The sequence below is a fragment of the Catellatospora sp. NPDC049133 genome (genome assembly GCF_040648455.1).
Lineage (GTDB): Bacteria > Actinomycetota > Actinomycetes > Mycobacteriales > Micromonosporaceae > Catellatospora > Catellatospora aurea.
This window is the reverse complement of sequence record NZ_JBEZDT010000058.1, coordinates 27,591-42,968: the sequence shown is the minus strand read 5'-3', so window position 1 is coordinate 42,968 and position 15,378 is coordinate 27,591. Positions and strand designations below refer to the sequence as shown.

Annotated in this window: 14 protein-coding genes; 3 read left to right on the top strand and 11 right to left on the bottom strand. The window is 71.5% G+C overall.

Translation table 11 applies throughout. The features are described 5' to 3' along the window. Positions 1–71 precede the first annotated feature (71 nt). The 6 genes from AB0B35_RS39690 to AB0B35_RS39665 all read right to left on the bottom strand — a co-directional run bounded on the left by AB0B35_RS39690 (position 72) and on the right by AB0B35_RS39665 (position 7,060). Complete coding sequence (locus AB0B35_RS39690; protein WP_361056351.1) at positions 72–332, bottom strand: hypothetical protein; 261 nt, start codon at positions 330–332, stop codon at positions 72–74. Positions 333–430: 98 nt separating this feature from the next. Next, complete coding sequence (locus AB0B35_RS39685) at positions 431–1,870, bottom strand: GuaB1 family IMP dehydrogenase-related protein (RefSeq protein WP_360538426.1); 1,440 nt, start codon at positions 1,868–1,870, stop codon at positions 431–433. A 208-nt stretch (positions 1,871–2,078) separates the two neighbouring features. Then, complete coding sequence (locus tag AB0B35_RS39680) at positions 2,079–2,939, bottom strand: transglutaminase family protein (RefSeq protein ID WP_361056348.1); 861 nt, start codon at positions 2,937–2,939, stop codon at positions 2,079–2,081. A 28-nt stretch (positions 2,940–2,967) separates the two neighbouring features. After that, positions 2,968–3,924 (bottom strand): alpha-E domain-containing protein, encoded by a 957-nt coding sequence (locus tag AB0B35_RS39675; protein ID WP_360538430.1) that lies wholly within the window; start codon positions 3,922–3,924, stop codon positions 2,968–2,970. Next, positions 3,918–5,504, bottom strand: a complete 1,587-nt coding sequence (locus AB0B35_RS39670) for a circularly permuted type 2 ATP-grasp protein (RefSeq protein ID WP_361056345.1) — start codon at positions 5,502–5,504, stop codon at positions 3,918–3,920. Before AB0B35_RS39670 ends, AB0B35_RS39675 begins: the two co-directional genes overlap by 7 nt. A gap of 152 nt (positions 5,505–5,656) precedes the next feature. Continuing rightward, the gene (locus AB0B35_RS39665) at positions 5,657–7,060 is read right to left on the bottom strand and encodes an NAD(P)H-quinone dehydrogenase (RefSeq protein WP_361056342.1); all 1,404 of its coding nucleotides are present in this window, start codon (positions 7,058–7,060) and stop codon (positions 5,657–5,659) included. Between the two features lie 146 nt (positions 7,061–7,206). Here AB0B35_RS39665 and AB0B35_RS39660 point away from each other — a divergent pair, with 146 nt between their 5' ends. Then, a complete protein-coding gene (locus AB0B35_RS39660; RefSeq protein WP_203693259.1) occupies positions 7,207–7,662 on the top strand; it encodes a gamma-glutamylcyclotransferase family protein in 456 nt (151 codons plus the stop codon). Here AB0B35_RS39660 and AB0B35_RS39655 read toward each other — a convergent pair. Next, positions 7,659–8,588 carry a GNAT family N-acetyltransferase gene (locus AB0B35_RS39655; RefSeq protein WP_361056339.1) on the bottom strand — a complete coding sequence of 310 codons (930 nt, stop codon included), beginning with the start codon at positions 8,586–8,588 and terminating at the stop codon, positions 7,659–7,661. The genes AB0B35_RS39660 and AB0B35_RS39655 overlap by 4 nt on opposite strands. Before the next feature lie 154 nt (positions 8,589–8,742). Continuing rightward, positions 8,743–9,480: a hypothetical protein gene (locus AB0B35_RS39650; RefSeq protein WP_361056360.1), complete on the bottom strand. Its 738-nt coding sequence runs from the start codon at positions 9,478–9,480 to the stop codon at positions 8,743–8,745. Between the two features lie 146 nt (positions 9,481–9,626). Between AB0B35_RS39650 and AB0B35_RS39645 the strand changes: the two genes are divergently transcribed. Then, positions 9,627–10,202, top strand: coding sequence for an exonuclease domain-containing protein (locus AB0B35_RS39645; protein ID WP_361056336.1), 576 nt, complete (start codon positions 9,627–9,629; stop codon positions 10,200–10,202). Here the strand turns inward: AB0B35_RS39645 and AB0B35_RS39640 are convergent. Further along, complete coding sequence (locus AB0B35_RS39640; protein ID WP_361056333.1) at positions 10,199–10,837, bottom strand: MBL fold metallo-hydrolase; 639 nt, start codon at positions 10,835–10,837, stop codon at positions 10,199–10,201. The genes AB0B35_RS39645 and AB0B35_RS39640 overlap by 4 nt on opposite strands. A gap of 118 nt (positions 10,838–10,955) precedes the next feature. Here AB0B35_RS39640 and AB0B35_RS39635 point away from each other — a divergent pair, with 118 nt between their 5' ends. Beyond that, positions 10,956–11,885 carry a DUF4349 domain-containing protein gene (locus AB0B35_RS39635; protein WP_361056330.1) on the top strand — a complete coding sequence of 310 codons (930 nt, stop codon included), beginning with the start codon at positions 10,956–10,958 and terminating at the stop codon, positions 11,883–11,885. 213 nt (positions 11,886–12,098) lie between these two features. Here AB0B35_RS39635 and AB0B35_RS39630 read toward each other — a convergent pair whose 3' ends face one another. Then, positions 12,099–13,361, bottom strand: coding sequence for an amidohydrolase (locus AB0B35_RS39630; protein WP_360538444.1), 1,263 nt, complete (start codon positions 13,359–13,361; stop codon positions 12,099–12,101). 408 nt (positions 13,362–13,769) lie between these two features. Next, entirely contained in the window at positions 13,770–15,335 is a 1,566-nt protein-coding gene (locus AB0B35_RS39625; protein WP_361056327.1) for a methylmalonyl-CoA mutase family protein, read from the bottom strand. Positions 15,336–15,378 lie beyond the last annotated feature (43 nt).

Genomic DNA, 15,378 nt, shown 5'->3' with positions numbered 1-15,378 from the left:
GCCTCAAGGAGTCCTTGAGGCCGCGACTTTTCAAGAGTTGCCACCGGGGGCCGGGAGGGCGTCCGGGTGGGTCAGAAGGGGGCCTGGTCTTCGCCGAGCAGGGCGAGGATGGTGTTCTTGGAGCCGCCCTTGAGGCTCTGGACGACCACCTTGCCGCAACGGCCGTCCGGCATCTCCAGGGTCAAGGTCAAGCCGACCGGGTTCTTGATGGCCGCGGAGTCGGCCGCGGGCCGGAAATCGCCCGCCCAGGGCCGGACGCCGCCGTTACGGCCGGGTTCGGTGAACAGAGCGGCGGAGCCGGACGTTCGCGTGCCGTCCGCGGAGATCAGCACTGCAGCACTTCGATAAGTAGCCATATGCGCCCCACCCTATAGGACGCCGGACCTGATCCGGGTGACACGGAACACCCTGTGACCCGTGCGGTGGCTTCTCACCAGGACGTGGGCAGGGGCATGCCCTCGGTGTAGCCCGCCGTCGACTGGACACCGATGAGGGCTCGGGCGTGGAACTCCTCCAGGTTGGTGGCGCCCGCGTAGGTGCAGGCGCTGCGGACCCCGGCGACGATCTCGTCGATGACGTCCTCCACGCCGGGACGGGCCGGGTCCAGGTACATCTTGGCGGTGGAGATGCCCTCCTCGAAGACGGCCTTGCGGGCCCGGTCGAACGCCGAGTCCTCGGCGGTGCGCGCGCTGACCGCCCGCGCCGACGCCATGCCGAAGTTCTCTTTGTAGCGCCGCCCGTCCGGGTCGGTGTAGAGGTCGCCGGGCGATTCGTAGGTGCCCGCCAGCCACGACCCGATCATCACGTTCGCCGCGCCCGCGGCCAGGGCCAGGGCCACATCCCGAGGATGGCGTACGCCGCCGTCGGCCCACACGTGCCGGCCCAGCTCACGGGCCGCCGCCGCGCACTCCAGCACCGCCGAGAACTGGGGCCGGCCCACCCCGGTCATCATGCGCGTGGTGCACATCGCGCCGGGGCCCACGCCGACCTTGATGATGTCGGCTCCCGCCTCGACGAGGTCGCGTACCCCCTCGGCGGTCACCACGTTGCCCGCCACGACCGGCACCTGCGGATCGACCGAGCGCACCGCCCGCAGCGCGTTGATCATGCGGGATTGGTGGCCGTGCGCGGTGTCCACGACCAGCACGTCCACGCCGCCCTCCAGCAGCTCGGCGGCCTTGCCGGCCACGTCGCCGTTGATGCCGATCGCCGCCGCGACCCGCAGCCGCCCCTTCTCGTCCAGCGCCGGGGTGTACAGCGTCGCCCGCAGCGCCCCCTGTCGGGTCGTGATCCCCGCCAGCCGCCCCTCGTGGTCGACCACCGGTGCGACCTTGCGCCGGCCCTGGTTGAGGATGTCGAACGCCTCGCGCGGGCTGGCCGTGGCGGGCACCGTCAGCAGCTCCGTCGACATCACGTCGCGTACCTGGGAGAACCGGTCCACGCCCATCGTGTCGGACTCGGTGACCAGCCCCAGTGGGCGGCCCTGCTCGTCGACGACCACCACGGCCCCGTGCGCCCGCTTGGGCAGCAGGTGGATGGCGTCGCCGACGGTCTCGTGCGGGCGCAGCGTGATGGCCGTGTCGTGCACCAGGTGCCGCTGCTTCACCCAGCCGACCACCTCGGTCACCACGGCGCTCGGGATGTCCTGCGGGATCACCGCGAGGCCGCCGCGCCGCGACACCGTCTCGGCCATGCGCCGCCCGGCGATCGCGGTCATGTTCGCCACCACGATCGGGATGGTGCACCCGGTGCCGTCGGCGGTGGACAGATCCACCTCCATGCGCGAGCCGACCTCGGAACGGCTCGGCGCCATGAAGACATCGCTGTAGGTCAGATCGTGCGCGGGCTGCGCACCGGACAGGAACCGCATGAGGCCATCTTCACCCATGGAACAGACCTGCCCCGTCCCGACCGGCATATCCGCCGGCCCGGGCCGCGGGCCACCAGCGGCGCGTCGCGTCGGACCCCGACCCGGTCGCCGCACGCACCATGATCGTCGGACTTGCCTAGCACCTGTGCCAATGACGCTTCAAGATTCGCACAGGTGCCGGGCAAGTCGAGCGATCTTGGACGGGCGTTCAGCGCACCCGGGTGAGGGTGACTTCCACGGACTGGCCGGTGTTGGAGGGGCCCGCGTAGACGCCCTTGAGCGGGGGCACGTCGCCGTAGTCGCGGCCGCGGCCGACCACCACGTGGCGTTCGCCGACCGATACGCCGTTCGTCGGGTCGTACGCGTGCCACTGCCCCGACCACCACTCCACCCACGCGTGGCTCTGCCCGGTCACCGGCTTGCCCAGCGGCGCGTTAGGGGTCGGGTGCAGGTAGCCGGAGACGTACCGGGCGGGCAGGCCCATGGCCCGCAGCAGCGCCACGGACAGGTGCGAGATGTCCTGGCAGACGCCCTGCTTCTGCCGCCACACGTGCACCGCGTCGGTCATCACCCCGGTCGCCCCCGGCGTGTACTCCACCTCCCGCCGCACCAGGTCGAACACGGCCAGCGCGGCCTCGTCCGGCCCGTGCGCGGCGCGCAGCTGCGCGGCGAGCGCGCCCAGTTCCTCGTCGAGCGCGGTGCGCGGGGTCGGCAGCAGCAGCTCCTGCCAGCGGTCGACATCGTTCGGGTCGGTCAGCTCCGCCCAGGACGGGCCGTCGGCACGCAGCGCGGCCGGGCCGGACGTCTCCACGGTCGCGTCGGCGATCACCTCCAGCACCTCATGCGGCACCTGGACGTCGAACGAGGTCACCGTGGTGCCCCAGTAGTCCTGGTAGCGGTAGGTGCGGGCGGTGGGCCACACGCTGACCCGGGCGTCGAGCACCGTCTGCCGCGCCTCCGAGCTCGGCGACATCCGCGCCTCGTTGTACGACGACGCCACCGGCCCCCCGTACTGAAACCCCGTCCTGTGCCGAACATGCAACCGCCACCCCGGCCCCGAGACCGTCATGCGCGCCGCCCTTCTACGGAGTACAGGTTCATGCGACCGCTCCGGCCTGCCAGTGGACGGCGGCGGTCTGGCGGAAGTAGCGGGCCGAGACCGCGTCGTTGACCTGGGAGCAGGTGCGTTCCAGGCCGGACAGGACCGGGCCGAGGTCGGCGAGCAGCTCGTCGGGCGAGCGGTACGCCAGGTCGGTGCGGGCGCGGCCGAGGATGCGCTGCGCGTCGGTGCCCATGCCGACCCGGCCGGTGCGCGTGGTGCCCGCGACGGGTTCCAGTTCGGCCAGGCAGGACTCGGCGGTGACCAGCGCGGCCAGGATCGACCGCGGGAACAGCCGGTCGAGCAGCAGGAACTCGGCCGCGTGCCGGTCGCTCAGCGAGCCGCGGTAGGTGCGTAGGTAGGTCTCCCACGCCCCGCACGAGCGCAGCAGGGTCAGCCAGTTCGGGATGCTGCCGCCCGCGCGGGTGTGCGTGGACAGCAGCCGGGCGGTCATGTCGACCCGCTCCACGCTGCGGCCCAGCACCAGGAACAGCCAGCCCTCGTCACGGCTCATGGTGGCGTCGGCGAGCCCGGCCAGCACCGAGCAGCGTTCGCGTACCCAGGTGAAGAACTGGTGCACGCCGCCCTCCTCGATGCGGCGGCGCGACCCGGCCAGGCCGAGCCAGGTGGTGTTGAGGCACTCCCACATCTCGGCGCTGACCGTCTCGCGCGCGCCGCGGGCGTTCTCCCGGGCGGCGGCCAGCGCCCCGAGCACCGAGCTGGTGCTGGTCAGGTCGAGGCCGAGGCGCTCGACGACGCCGGGCAGGCTGGCGCTCTCGTCGGGGCCGATCGGCAGCCCCATGACCGACAGCAGCGACCGGCAGGCCTGCTCCTCGTCGGTCCACGGGTCCTGCAGCATGCGGTGCAGGTGCACGTCGAGGATGCGGGCGGTGTCCTCGGCCCGCTCGACGTAGCGGCCGATCCAGTACAGCGATTCGGCGATCCGGCTCAGCATTGAACCCTCCCGTCGGCGCGTGCCTGCTGTTGCTGCTGCTGTTGCTGGTTGTTGCCGGACTGGCCGGGCCCCGGGTCGGGGCGGCGTGGCGACGGGATGACCGCGATCTCCCCGGGGAACGGGTCCTGCCAGTCCTCGGCCGGGGAGCCGGGCTCGGGCAGCACCCAGGTGTCCTTGGAGCCGCCGCCCTGACTGGAGTTGACGACCAGCGCGCCCTCGGGCAGCGCCACCCGGGTCAGCCCGCCGGGCAGCACTCGGACCTGGTTGCCGTCGTTGACCGCGAACGGCCGCAGGTCCACGTGCCGGGGCCGGAGCCGGTCCTCGATCAGCGTCGGCACCATGGACAGCTTCACCTCACGCTGGGCGATCCAGCCGCGCGGGTCGAGCCGGATGCGCTGGCGTACGTGCTCCAGCTGCTCCTCGGTGGCCTGCGAGCCGATCACGATGCCCGCGCCGCCGGAGCCGTCGACCGGCTTGAGCACCAGCTCGTCCAGCCGGCTCAGCACGTGGGTGCGCACGTCCGGGTCGTCCAGCCGGTACGTCTCCACGTTGGCCAGCAGCGGTTCCTCGCCCAGGTAGTAGCGGATCAGGTCGGGCACGTACGTGTAGAGCAGCTTGTCGTCGGCGACGCCGTTGCCGACCGCGTTGGCGATGGTGACGTTGCCCGCGCGCGCGGCGTTGAGCAGGCCCGCGCAGCCGAGCATCGAGTCGGCCCGGAAGTGCACCGGGTCGAGGAACTCGTCGTCGATGCGCCGGTAGATCACGTCGACGCGCTGCTCGCCCGCGGTGGTGCGCATGGCGACCTCGTGGCCTGCGCAGACCAGGTCGCGTCCCTCGACCAGCTCCACGCCCATCTCCCGGGCCAGCAGCGCGTGCTCGAAGTACGCCGAGTTGTGCACGCCCGGGGTGAGCACCACCACGGTCGGATCGTCCACTCCGGCCGGTGCCGAGGCGCGCAGGGCCTGCAGGAGCATGCCGGGGTACGACTCGACGGGCCGCACCCGGGTCTGCGCGAACACCTCGGGCAGCACGTGCGCCATGGCGCGCCGGTTCTCCATCACGTAGCTCACCCCGGACGGGGTGCGCACGTTGTCCTCCAGGACCCGGAACTCACCGGCCTCGTCGCGGATCAGGTCGACCCCGGCGACGTGCACGCGCACCCCGTTCGGCGGCACGATGCCGGCCGCCTCGCGGTGGAAGTGGGCGCTGGTCACGATGAGCCGCCGGGGCACGATGCCGTCCCTGAGGACGTTGCCCTCGCCGTACACGTCGGCCAGGAACGCCTCCAGGGTGCGCACCCGCTGGGCGACGCCGGCCTCGACGTGCCGCCACTGCTCGGCGGCGATGATGCGGGGCACGATGTCCAGCGGGAACGGCCGCTCGACGCCCTTGAGGGCGAACGTGATGCCCTGGTCGAGGAAGGCTCTGGCCAGCACCTCGGCCCGGATCCGCAGCTCGCCGCCGGCCAGCGGGCGCAGGGTCGCGTGCAGCGCCTCGTAGGTGGGCCGGGGCTCGCCAGGAACCCCGAACATCTCGTCCCAGCCGGGTCCGAGCGGGTAATCCTCGAAAAGGTCCGCCATGTCCCGACGCTACGCGGCAAGCGTTGCGATTGCGTAAACGATGTGAGATCTGGGACGCCGGAACAAAACGGTCAGCGCAATGTCTGATTTAGACCGAATCACCTTCATCGCAACTCCAGTTATGGTAACTGGAGTTGCGATGAAGTGGCGGCCTACTCGACGTCGTGCTGCATCAGCTGGCGGGCCGCCTCGGCGAGGCTGCCGCTCAGCGACGGGTAGATGGTGATGGTGTGGGCCAGCTGGTCAACCGTCATGTGGTTCTCGACGGCCATGGTCAGCGGCATGATCAGCTCGCTGGCGCGCGGGGCGACGACGACGCCGCCGACCACGATGCCGCTGGCCGGGCGGCAGAACAGCTTGATGAAGCCGTCGTCGAGGCCCGCCATCTTGGCGCGGGCGTTGCCGGCCAGCGGCAGCATGACCTGCCGGGCCGGGACCTTGCCGCTGTCCACGTCGGCCTGCGAGACGCCGACCGTGGCCAGCTCCGGGTCGGTGAAGACGTTCGCGGCGACGGTGCGCAGCCGCAGCGGGGCCACCGCCTCGCCCAGCGCGTGCCACATCGCGATCCGGCCCTGCATGGCCGCGACGCTGGCCAGCGGGAGCACGCCGGTGCAGTCGCCGGCGGCGTACACCCCGGGAACGTTGGTGCGCGACACCCGGTCGACCGTGACGTAACCGCCGGGGCCCACGTTGACGCCGTATTCGGTCAGGCCCAGGTCGGTGGTGTTCGGGATGGAGCCGACCGCCATCAGCGCGTGCGAGCCGGTGACCACCCGGCCGTCGGACAGGGTGACCTCGACGCCGTCGCCGACCCGCTTGACCGCGTCGGCCCGCGAATTGTTCAGGATCGTCATGCCGCGGGCCCGGAACACCCGCTCGATCGCCATCGCCGCGTCGGCGTCCTCGTGCGGCATGACCCGGTCGCGGGACGACACCAGGGTCACCGGCACGCCCATGGCCAGGTACGACGAGGCGAACTCGGCACCGGTGACGCCCGAGCCGATGACGATCAGGTGCTCGGGCAGCGCGGGCAGGTCATACACCTGGCGCCAGGTCAGGATGCGCTCACCGTCGGGCAGCGCGCTCGCCAGCCGCCGCGGCGTCGCGCCGGTCGCGATCAGCACGGTGCTCGCGTCGATGGCGTACTCGGCGTCGCCGTCGGCCGGGCGCACCCGCACCCGGTGGGTGTGGCCGAGGGTGTCGTCGCCCATCTTCGCGGTGCCCTTGACCAGGGTGACCCCGGCCTTGATCAGCTTTGCGTGGATGTCGCCGGACTGCGCCAGGGCCAGCCGCTTCACCCGGCCGTGGACCGCGGCGGCGTCGACGGTGACGGTGCCCGCGCCCTCGTAGTGGACGCCGAACTCCTCGGTGTCCCGGTAGCTCGTCACGACCTCGGAGCTGGCGATGAAGGTCTTGGACGGGACGCAGTCGTGCAGCACGCAGGCGCCGCCGGCGCCGTCCGCCTCCACGACCGTGACGTCCGCGTCGAGCTGCGCGGCGACGAGCGCCGCCTCGTATCCGGCGGGGCCGCCACCGATGATCACAATCCGACTCACGGTGTCATTCTTCCCTACCGGGCAAGTCGGCCAGGCGCGGATGCGACCGGGCTCACGCTCACCCAGCGTGCCGGAAAAGACACCGAGTGGTCCGACACGCACGGGCGTATTCTCAGCAAGGCGTCCGGGCGGCTATCGTCATCGCCGTGCGTCATTACGCAGCGTACGGCTCGAACCTGGACCCAGCCCGCATGCGGGCCTACTGTCCGCACTCGCCTATGGTCGGGACCGGCTGGCTCGAAGATTGGCGGCTGACCTTCGCAGGCGAGGACGAGGTCGGCTGGGAAGGCGCGGTCACCACGATCGTGGAGTCGCCCGGAGACCGGATCTTCGTGGCGCTGTACGACGTGCACCCGTGGGACGAGGCGGCGCTCGACGAGGTCGAGGGCGCCAACGCGGGCACCTACACCAAGCTGCAACTACGGGTCGCGACCCTGGACGGCAGCGCGCTGGCCTACGTCTACGTCTTCAACGGGTACGAGGGCGGCCTGCCGACCGCCTGGTACCTGTCCGAGATCGCGAACGCGGCGGAGAAGGCGGGCGCGCCCGACGACTACGTCGCCGCCCTGCGCGCCCGGCCCACTCGCACCGTCCGGCCCTAGCTCGGCAGGGCCGGCCGCTCGTAGATGTTGGCCTGGTATGCCGCCCGCATGCCGACGCCGGTGTAGAGCCGGATGGCCTCGGTCGGGTTCGCCAGGTCCACGCCCAGGCCCGCGGAGACCCGGCCGTTGTCCAGGTAGCGGGCGAACGCGGCGGCCAGCAGCGCCCGACCGACGCCGCGCTTGCGGAACTCGGCGCGCACCGCGAGGTGCTTCACCCAGCCCTCGTTGACGGCTTCGCTCTGCTCCGACGACTGCAGGATGCCGGCCATCACGCCGTCCACCTCGGCGACGAACCACTCGTCCAGGCGTACCCGATGGCCGTCGAGGAAGCGCTCGCGCCACCGGTCGTAGCCGGTCGGCTGGTAGTCGGGGGTGTCCCGGAACGCCGCGTCGAGCACGTCGAAGAACTCCTGCATGTCCGCCTCGGTCACCGGGCGCACGGTCACGCCGGGCACCGGGTCCAGCGCCGAGGCGGGCAGGTCGAGCTGCATGCGGGCGTACTGCTTGACGAAGTCGAAGCCCGCCGCGGTCAGCGACTCGATCCAGTAGGTCTCGACCGGGATGGCTCCGGCTCGCACCGTGCCCTCGCCGCCGCGCTCGCGCGCCCGGCGCTCCGTCTCGGCCAGCATCCGGGCCAGCAGCGGGCGCATCGCGGGGCGGCCGCCCTCGGGGTGGACGTACACCTCAAGGAAGTCGCGCGGGGCCTCGCCCGGGTTCTCCAGGTAGCCCCAGCCCGCGATCGCACCGGCGGCGGTCACCGCGACCGTGCTGTACGGCCCCGCCAGCGCCTCGGCGACGTCCTCCGGGGCGAAGTCGGCGAAGCCCACCGCGGTCATGTCACTGGCGTGCACGAGCGCCAGCAGGTCAGCGGCGTCCTCGTCACGCGTCGGCCGGAATGACCAGCCCTCGGGAAGTTCGTTCGTCACGCCGCCATCCTGGCAACCCACCCCGAAAGGTCACCACCGGTTTAGCGCCGCCCCCCGCGGCCGGTAAAGATCGGTCGACCTGCCAGGCAGGTGGGCGAATGCGGGCTCAAGATACGCACAGGTGCCAGGCAAGTCGGATGATCAAGGGGCGGGGTCAGCGGCGGCGGGAGAAGACGGTGCGGGTGGTGTCCTTGAGAATCGTGATCCATTCGCCGCGTTCGGCGGGGGTGAAGTTCTGGACGGCCTGGCCGCTGATGCGGTCGGCCACCGCGTCGGCCCAGGCCCGGCGGCGCAGCAGCGGCGCCACCGGCGGATACGGCGGCTGCCAGCCGAACGCGACCGCGGCCGCCTCGCCCTCGGGGCCCGCGATCAGCGCCTGGACCGGGCTCAGGCCGCTGGACCGCACCCCGAGCAGCAGCGCCCCGGCCCGGTGCTCGCGCAGCAGGTGCAGCGCGACGGCGGCGCGGGCGCCCGGCCCGTCGTCGGGCACCGGCATCGCCCGCCACGCGGCGAACAGCGGCAGGCCCGAGCCGTCGGCGGCCAGCACCGCCTTCTCGGTGAGCTCGACCAGCCGGTCCACCTTGGCCGCGTCGTCGAGGTGCTCGCTGCCCCAGCGGCAGCACTCGGCGAGCAGGTGGGCGGCGACCTCGCGGGGCGACAGCGCGCGGCGGGCCGCGTCCCAGCCGTCGCGCACCGCCTCCGGCGTGATCAGGCCCAGCGCCGCGGCGACGGTGTCGGGGCGCACGTCCCCCAGCGCCCCGCCGCGCCCGGCGACATAGCAGGCCCAGCCGGTGAGGCCGAGTTCGCGGGCACGGCGCAGGGTGCGGGGGCATTCCAGGAACGCGCCGCCGAGCCGGTTCACCGCATCGGCCGCCATCGCCGCGGTCTGCATGGGCGTGGCCGTCAAGGGGGGTGTCACATGTGGATTGTGCCGCGCCGGACGCGCCAGGTCAGCCCCCGGAAAGCGGGTGCGACGTGGACCGGGCCGCCCTAGGCTGGCTCGCGTTGCATACACCCTCGTCGAAAGCGTGGTGCGCGGTGCGCGCGGACATGTACTTCTCGGTCGATGTCGAGGCCGACGGCCCGATCCCGGGGCCGTACTCGATGCTGAGCTTCGGCGCGGCGGTGGCCGGGACCAGGGGTGAGGCCTTCGCGCGGGCCGAGCCGACCGCGGCGACGTTCTACCGCGAGCTGAAGCCGATCAGCGACGAGTTCGTGCCGGCCGCGTTGGAGGTGTCCGGGCTGGACCGGGCCGCGCTGCGGCGCGAGGGCACGGAACCGGTGGTGGCGATGCGGGAGTTCAGCAAGTGGGTCACCGCCACGGCCGGTGAGTTCCGGCCGGTGTTCGTCGCGTACCCGGCCAGTTTCGACTGGATGTTCGTGTACTGGTACCTGATCCGGTTCACCGGGGCGAGCGTGTTCGGGCACTCCGGCTGCCTGGACGTGAAGACGGCGTACGCGATCCGGGCGGACGTGCCGCTCGGCCGGGCGACCAAGCGCGCCATGCCGCGGCGCCTGATGTCCACCCGGCGGCACACGCACCACGCCCTCGACGACGCGGTCGAGCAGGCCGACCTGTTCGCGAACCTGATGACCTGGGACGGCTCCGCCTAGACCTCCACCGTGGACCCGGCGGCCAGCCGCGCGTACTCGGCTCCGGAGCGCGCCGTCATGTGCGCGTCGGTCAGCGCCAGCCCCTGCTCGTTGAACAGGCAGTCGTGCATCGCGTACGCCCGCCGCGGCTTGACGGCCCGCACGAAGTCGATCGACTCGGCCAGTTTCAGCCAGGGCCCGGAGATCGGCACGAACAGGGTCTCCACGTTCGCGCCCTCGGGCACGTCGAACGAGTCCCCGGGGTGGTAGAGCGACTCGTTGACCAGGAAGCCCAGGTTCGCCACCTGCGGGATCTCCGGGTGGATCACGGCGTGCAACCCGCCGTACGCGCGTACCAGCAGGTTGGCCGCGGTGAACGCGTGCCCGGAGGTGACCGGCACGGCCGCACCCTCCCACTGCGCGGCGAACTTGTCCACCACGTCCGGGTGCGCGTGGATCGTGATCGAGGGCCGCTTGGCCAGCGCGTCGGCCAGCCGGTCGGCGTCCACATGGTCGGCGTGCTCATGGGTGAGCAGCACCGCGTCGGCCCCGTCGAGGGCGCGTTCCGACTCGCTCCACACCCCGGGATCGATCACCACGACCGCGTCGTCGTGCTCGATACGCAGGCAGGAGTGCGAGAACTTCGTCACCCGCATCGGTGGCCGCCTTTCCGTGTCTCGTGAATTCGTGGCCCGAATGTCGTCCTTCCGTGACCAGTCTGCCGGAACCTGAGGGGTCATGAGTGACGTCCGCAAAGGCATGAAGAAGACGTTAGTGACAGGGGCACTGAGCGTTCTGCTGTTGCTCGCGGGTTGTTCGGCGGCTGACAGCACGTCGACCGACTCGGGCATGCCGGGCGGCGCCGCGCCCGAGGCGCCCGCGAACGGCGGCGCCGACCTGGGATACCAGCAGAACGGCAAGACCGGGGAGGGTGCGGCGGTCGTTCCCGATGGCGTCACCGCCACCGGCGGGCCGGTCGTCGGCCGGTCCCTGATCTACCGCGGTGACATCTCCGTGCGCGTCGACGACGTCGCCGCGTCCGCCGACCGGCTGACCTCGCTGGTCACCACGGCGGGCGGGCACATCGGGGCGGAGAAGCGCGTCAACGACGGCACCGAGTCCCAGGCCTCGATCACGGTCCGGGTGCCCGCGAAGCAGTTCCACGGCGTGGTGGAGCAGATCGCGAAGCTGGGCACCGAGCTCAGCCGGAGTTCGAACACCGAGGACGTCACCGAGGCGGTCGTCGACCTGGACACCCGCATCGCCGCCCAGAAGGCCAGCGTCGAGTCGGTGCGCCGGATGTTCGCGCAGGCCAAGCAGCTCAGCGAGGTGGTGATGCTGGAGCGCGAGCTGAACCAGCGCCAGGCCGAGCTGGCCTCCCTGGAGCGTAAGAAGGCGGGCCTGGACGACCTGGTCTCGCTGTCCACGATCACCGTGACGCTGGTCGGCCCGCACACCCCGCTGCCCGAGCCCGAGGAGGAGCCCCTGCCGGGCTTCCTGGGCGGGCTTGCGGCGGGCTGGGACGCCTTCGTCGCCTCGGTGCAGGTGGCGCTGGCGATCCTGGGCTTCCTGCTGCCGTTCCTGATCGCCCTGGCGATTCCGGTCGGCCTGGTGATCGCCCTGCGTCGCCGCCGCCGTGCGGTGCCGCCGCCGGCCCCTGCCGCAGTGGCCCCGGCTCCCCCCGCGGGTTCCGACGAGAGCTGATCCCGCCTCACGAACCGGACCGCGTGAACGAGGAAGCTCCCGGAGTCGCGACTCCGGGAGCTTCCTCGTCGATCAGGCCGCGTTTCGCCGCCGCACGCCCATGATCGCCGGACTTGCCTGGCAGGTGGGCGAATGAGCGGTCAAGATACGCACAGGTGCCAGGCAAGTCGAACGATCATGGTGAGGATCGCGCCCCGCCGCAGTCGGGCGGGATCAGAAGGAGGGGGAGGCCAGCGCCGCCAGGGCGGTGTGGACCATGGTGCGCACGCCGTAGCCGATGGCGCGCTCGTCGACGTCGAAGGCGGACTGGTGGATGTCCATCGGGGCGGAGCCGGGGATGCCGGTGCCCAGCCGGATCATCGCGCCGGGCACGTGCTCCAGGTAGAAAGCGAAGTCCTCGCCCCCCATGCTGATCTCGGCCTCGACGACCCGCTCCGCGCCCAGCGCCGCGCCGGCCGCGCCCGCGATCACCGCGGAGGCCATCCGGTCATTGATCACCGGGGGCACGCCGCGGGTGTAGCGCACGTCGGCCTTCGCGCCCGTGCCGGCGACCACGTCCTTGATGAGCTGGGTGACCAGGTCGGGGGCCTCCCGCCAGGCGTCGCGGTTGAGCACCCGGATGGTGCCCTTGGCGCTGCCCTCGTTCGGGATGGCGTTGGAGGCCTCACCGGCGTGGATCGAGCCGAAGACCATGGACAGCCCGGCCCGCGGGTCGACCCGGCGGCCCAGCAACGCGGGCACCTCCGTCACCACCCGTCCCAGCGCGTACACCAGGTCGGCGGTCAGGTGGGGGCGGGCGGTGTGGCCGCCCTTGCCGCTCAGCCGCACCTCGACCGCGTCGCAGGCGGCGGTGATCGCACCGGAGCGCACGCCCACGATGCCCACGGGCAGCTGCGGCGCGCAGTGCAGCGCGTAGATCGCCGCGACGTCCTTCAGCGCGCCTGCGGAGATCATCTCGGGCGCTCCCGAGTTGATCGACTCCTCGGCGGGCTGGAAGATCAGCCGCACCCGGCCGCCGATGCCGCCCTGCTGCTCCAGCTGGGCCAGCGCCAGGCCGACCCCGAGCAGCACCGTGGTGTGCACGTCGTGGCCGCAGGCGTGGGCCGCGTTGGCGACCGTCGAGCGGTACGGCACGTCCTTGGTGTCCGGCAGCGGCAGCGCGTCGAGGTCGGCGCGCAGCGCGATGACCCGGTCGCCCTCGCCGATGTCGCACATCACGCCGTTGCCGCGCGGCAGGAACTTCGGCTGCAGACCGGCGGCCGCGAGCTCGCGGGCGACCAGTGCGGCGGTCTCGAACTCCTGGTGCGAGAGTTCCGGGTGCGCGTGAAGGTGACGTCGTACCGCTACCAGGTTCGCGCCGTGCGCGGCGAGCCAGCGGTCGAGCCGGCCAGGTAGCGGATCGGTGTCCGACATGATCTCGGACACCATGGACGACGTCAGCAAGCTGCTCTTGGGCAGCGCCAGCGCACTCGTCACGGCAGATTCTCGATCTCGGTCGATGGGATAAACAGCGTCCAGCCTAGCCCTGCACCGGTGACTCTGCGCAACTACATCTTTGTAGTAGTTGGGTTGCTCAGAGTCACATTCGAGCAGGTCGGAGCCTTAGCAAGCGTGCAGGACCCTCGATGGCAAGTGTCCTCACCTCCTACAACGGGTGACGACGTGCCGGGTCACGCAACACGCGAGACTGACATCACCACCGATATTTCCGTCGCACATTCGGTGCGCGCCGATTCCGTTGTCCCACAAGGAGGACCGCACGGCCGATTCGATCAGGAACCTGTGGACAGGAAACACCGCCGAACCGTGCCATAAGTTCATGATCAACCCGGAAAGAAACCACCCCGGCGGGGGTCGTCCGCCGGGGTGGGTGAGTGGGGTGGGTCAGAAGGTTTCGCGGGGGGCGTGGGTGCCCCAGACGGCACGGAGGGCGTGGCAGACCTCGCCGACGGTGGCCTTGAGGCGCAGGGCCTCGCGCATGGGGTAGAGCACGTTCTCGGTGCCGTGGGCGGCGGCGCGGAGTTTGTCCAGGGCTGCGCCGACGGCGTCGTTGTCGCGTTCGGCGCGCAGTCTGGCCAGGCGGGCCGCCTGGTCGGCCTCGATCGCCGGGTCGACGCGCAGCGGCTCGTACGGCTCCTCGACGTCGATGGTGAACCGGTTCAGGCCCACCACCACCCGCTCGCGGGAGTCGATCTCCAGGGCGGTGCGGTACGCCGAGGACTCGATCTCGCGCTTCTGGAAGCCCGCCTCGATGGCGTCGACGGCCGAGCCGTACTCGAACACCCGGTCGATCAGCGTCCGCGCCTCGGCCTCGATCTCGTCCGTCATCGCCTCGACCACGTACGAGCCCGCGAACGGGTCCACGGTGGCGGTCAGGTCGGTCTCGTACGCCAGCACCTGCTGGGTGCGCAGGGCCAGCCGGGCGGCCTTCTCCGTGGGCAGCGCGATGGCCTCGTCGTAGGAGTTGGTGTGCAGCGACTGGGTGCCGCCCATGATCGCGCCGAGCGCCTGGGCGGTGACCCGGACCAGGTTGACCTCGGGCTGCTGGGCGGTGAGCTGCACGCCCGCGGTCTGGGTGTGGAAGCGCAGCATCCACGACTTGGGGTCCTTCGCGCCGAACTCCTCGCGCATCACCTTGGCCCAGATGCGGCGGGCGGCGCGGAACTTCGCCACCTCCTCCAGCAGCGTGGTGCGGGCGACGAAGAAGAACGACAGGCGCGGGGCGAACGCGTCCACGTCCAGGCCGGCGGCGACCGCGGCGCGCACGTACTCGATGCCGTCGGCCAGCGTGAACGCGATCTCCTGCACGGGCGTCGCGCCCGCCTCCGCCATGTGGTAGCCGGAGATCGAGATGGTGTTCCACTTGGGGATCTCGGCCCGGCAGTAGGCGAACGTGTCGGCGACCAGGCGCAGCGACGGCTTGGGCGGGAAGATGTACGTCCCGCGGGCGATGTACTCCTTGAGGATGTCGTTCTGGATGGTGCCGTTGAGCTTGTCGCCCGGCACCCCCTGCTCCTCGGCGACCAACTGGTAGAGCAGCAGCAGCACGCTGCCCGGCGCGTTGATCGTCATCGAGGTGGACACCTTGTCCAGCGGGATGTCCTTGAACAGCAGCCGCATGTCCTCGATCGAGTCGATCGCGACGCCCACCTTGCCGACCTCGCCGTGCGCGATCGGCTCGTCGGAGTCGTAGCCCATCTGCGTGGGCAGGTCGAACGCCACGGACAGGCCCATGGTGCCCGCGTTGAGCAGCTGGTGGTAGCGAGCGTTGGACTCCACCGCCGTGCCGAACCCGGCGTACTGGCGCATGGTCCACGGGCGCGAGGTGTACATGGTCGGGTACACACCCCGGGTGAAGGGGTACTGACCGGGCTTCTCGCCGTCGGCCGGGCCGTAGACGGGCTCGATCGGGAAGCCGGACTCGCTACGCCTCGGTGAACGCTCGTTCATACCGGGGATGTTAGGCGTCCCGGACGGGTCCCGGGGTGAGGGA

What these genes read in the sequence shown, in the direction of transcription:
- AB0B35_RS39685 (WP_360538426.1), bottom strand. Translation starts at nt 1,870, where the DNA reads ATGCGGTTCCTGTCCGGTGCGCAGCCCGCGCACGATCTGACCTACAGC.
- AB0B35_RS39640 (WP_361056333.1), bottom strand. Translation starts at nt 10,837, where the DNA reads ATGCGGGTGACGAAGTTCTCGCACTCCTGCCTGCGTATCGAGCACGAC.
- AB0B35_RS39680 (WP_361056348.1), bottom strand. Translation starts at nt 2,939, where the DNA reads ATGACGGTCTCGGGGCCGGGGTGGCGGTTGCATGTTCGGCACAGGACG.
- AB0B35_RS39650 (WP_361056360.1), bottom strand. Translation starts at nt 9,480, where the DNA reads ATGCAGACCGCGGCGATGGCGGCCGATGCGGTGAACCGGCTCGGCGGC.
- AB0B35_RS39675 (WP_360538430.1), bottom strand. Translation starts at nt 3,924, where the DNA reads ATGCTGAGCCGGATCGCCGAATCGCTGTACTGGATCGGCCGCTACGTC.
- AB0B35_RS39670 (WP_361056345.1), bottom strand. Translation starts at nt 5,504, where the DNA reads ATGGCGGACCTTTTCGAGGATTACCCGCTCGGACCCGGCTGGGACGAG.
- AB0B35_RS39625 (WP_361056327.1), bottom strand. Translation starts at nt 15,335, where the DNA reads ATGAACGAGCGTTCACCGAGGCGTAGCGAGTCCGGCTTCCCGATCGAG.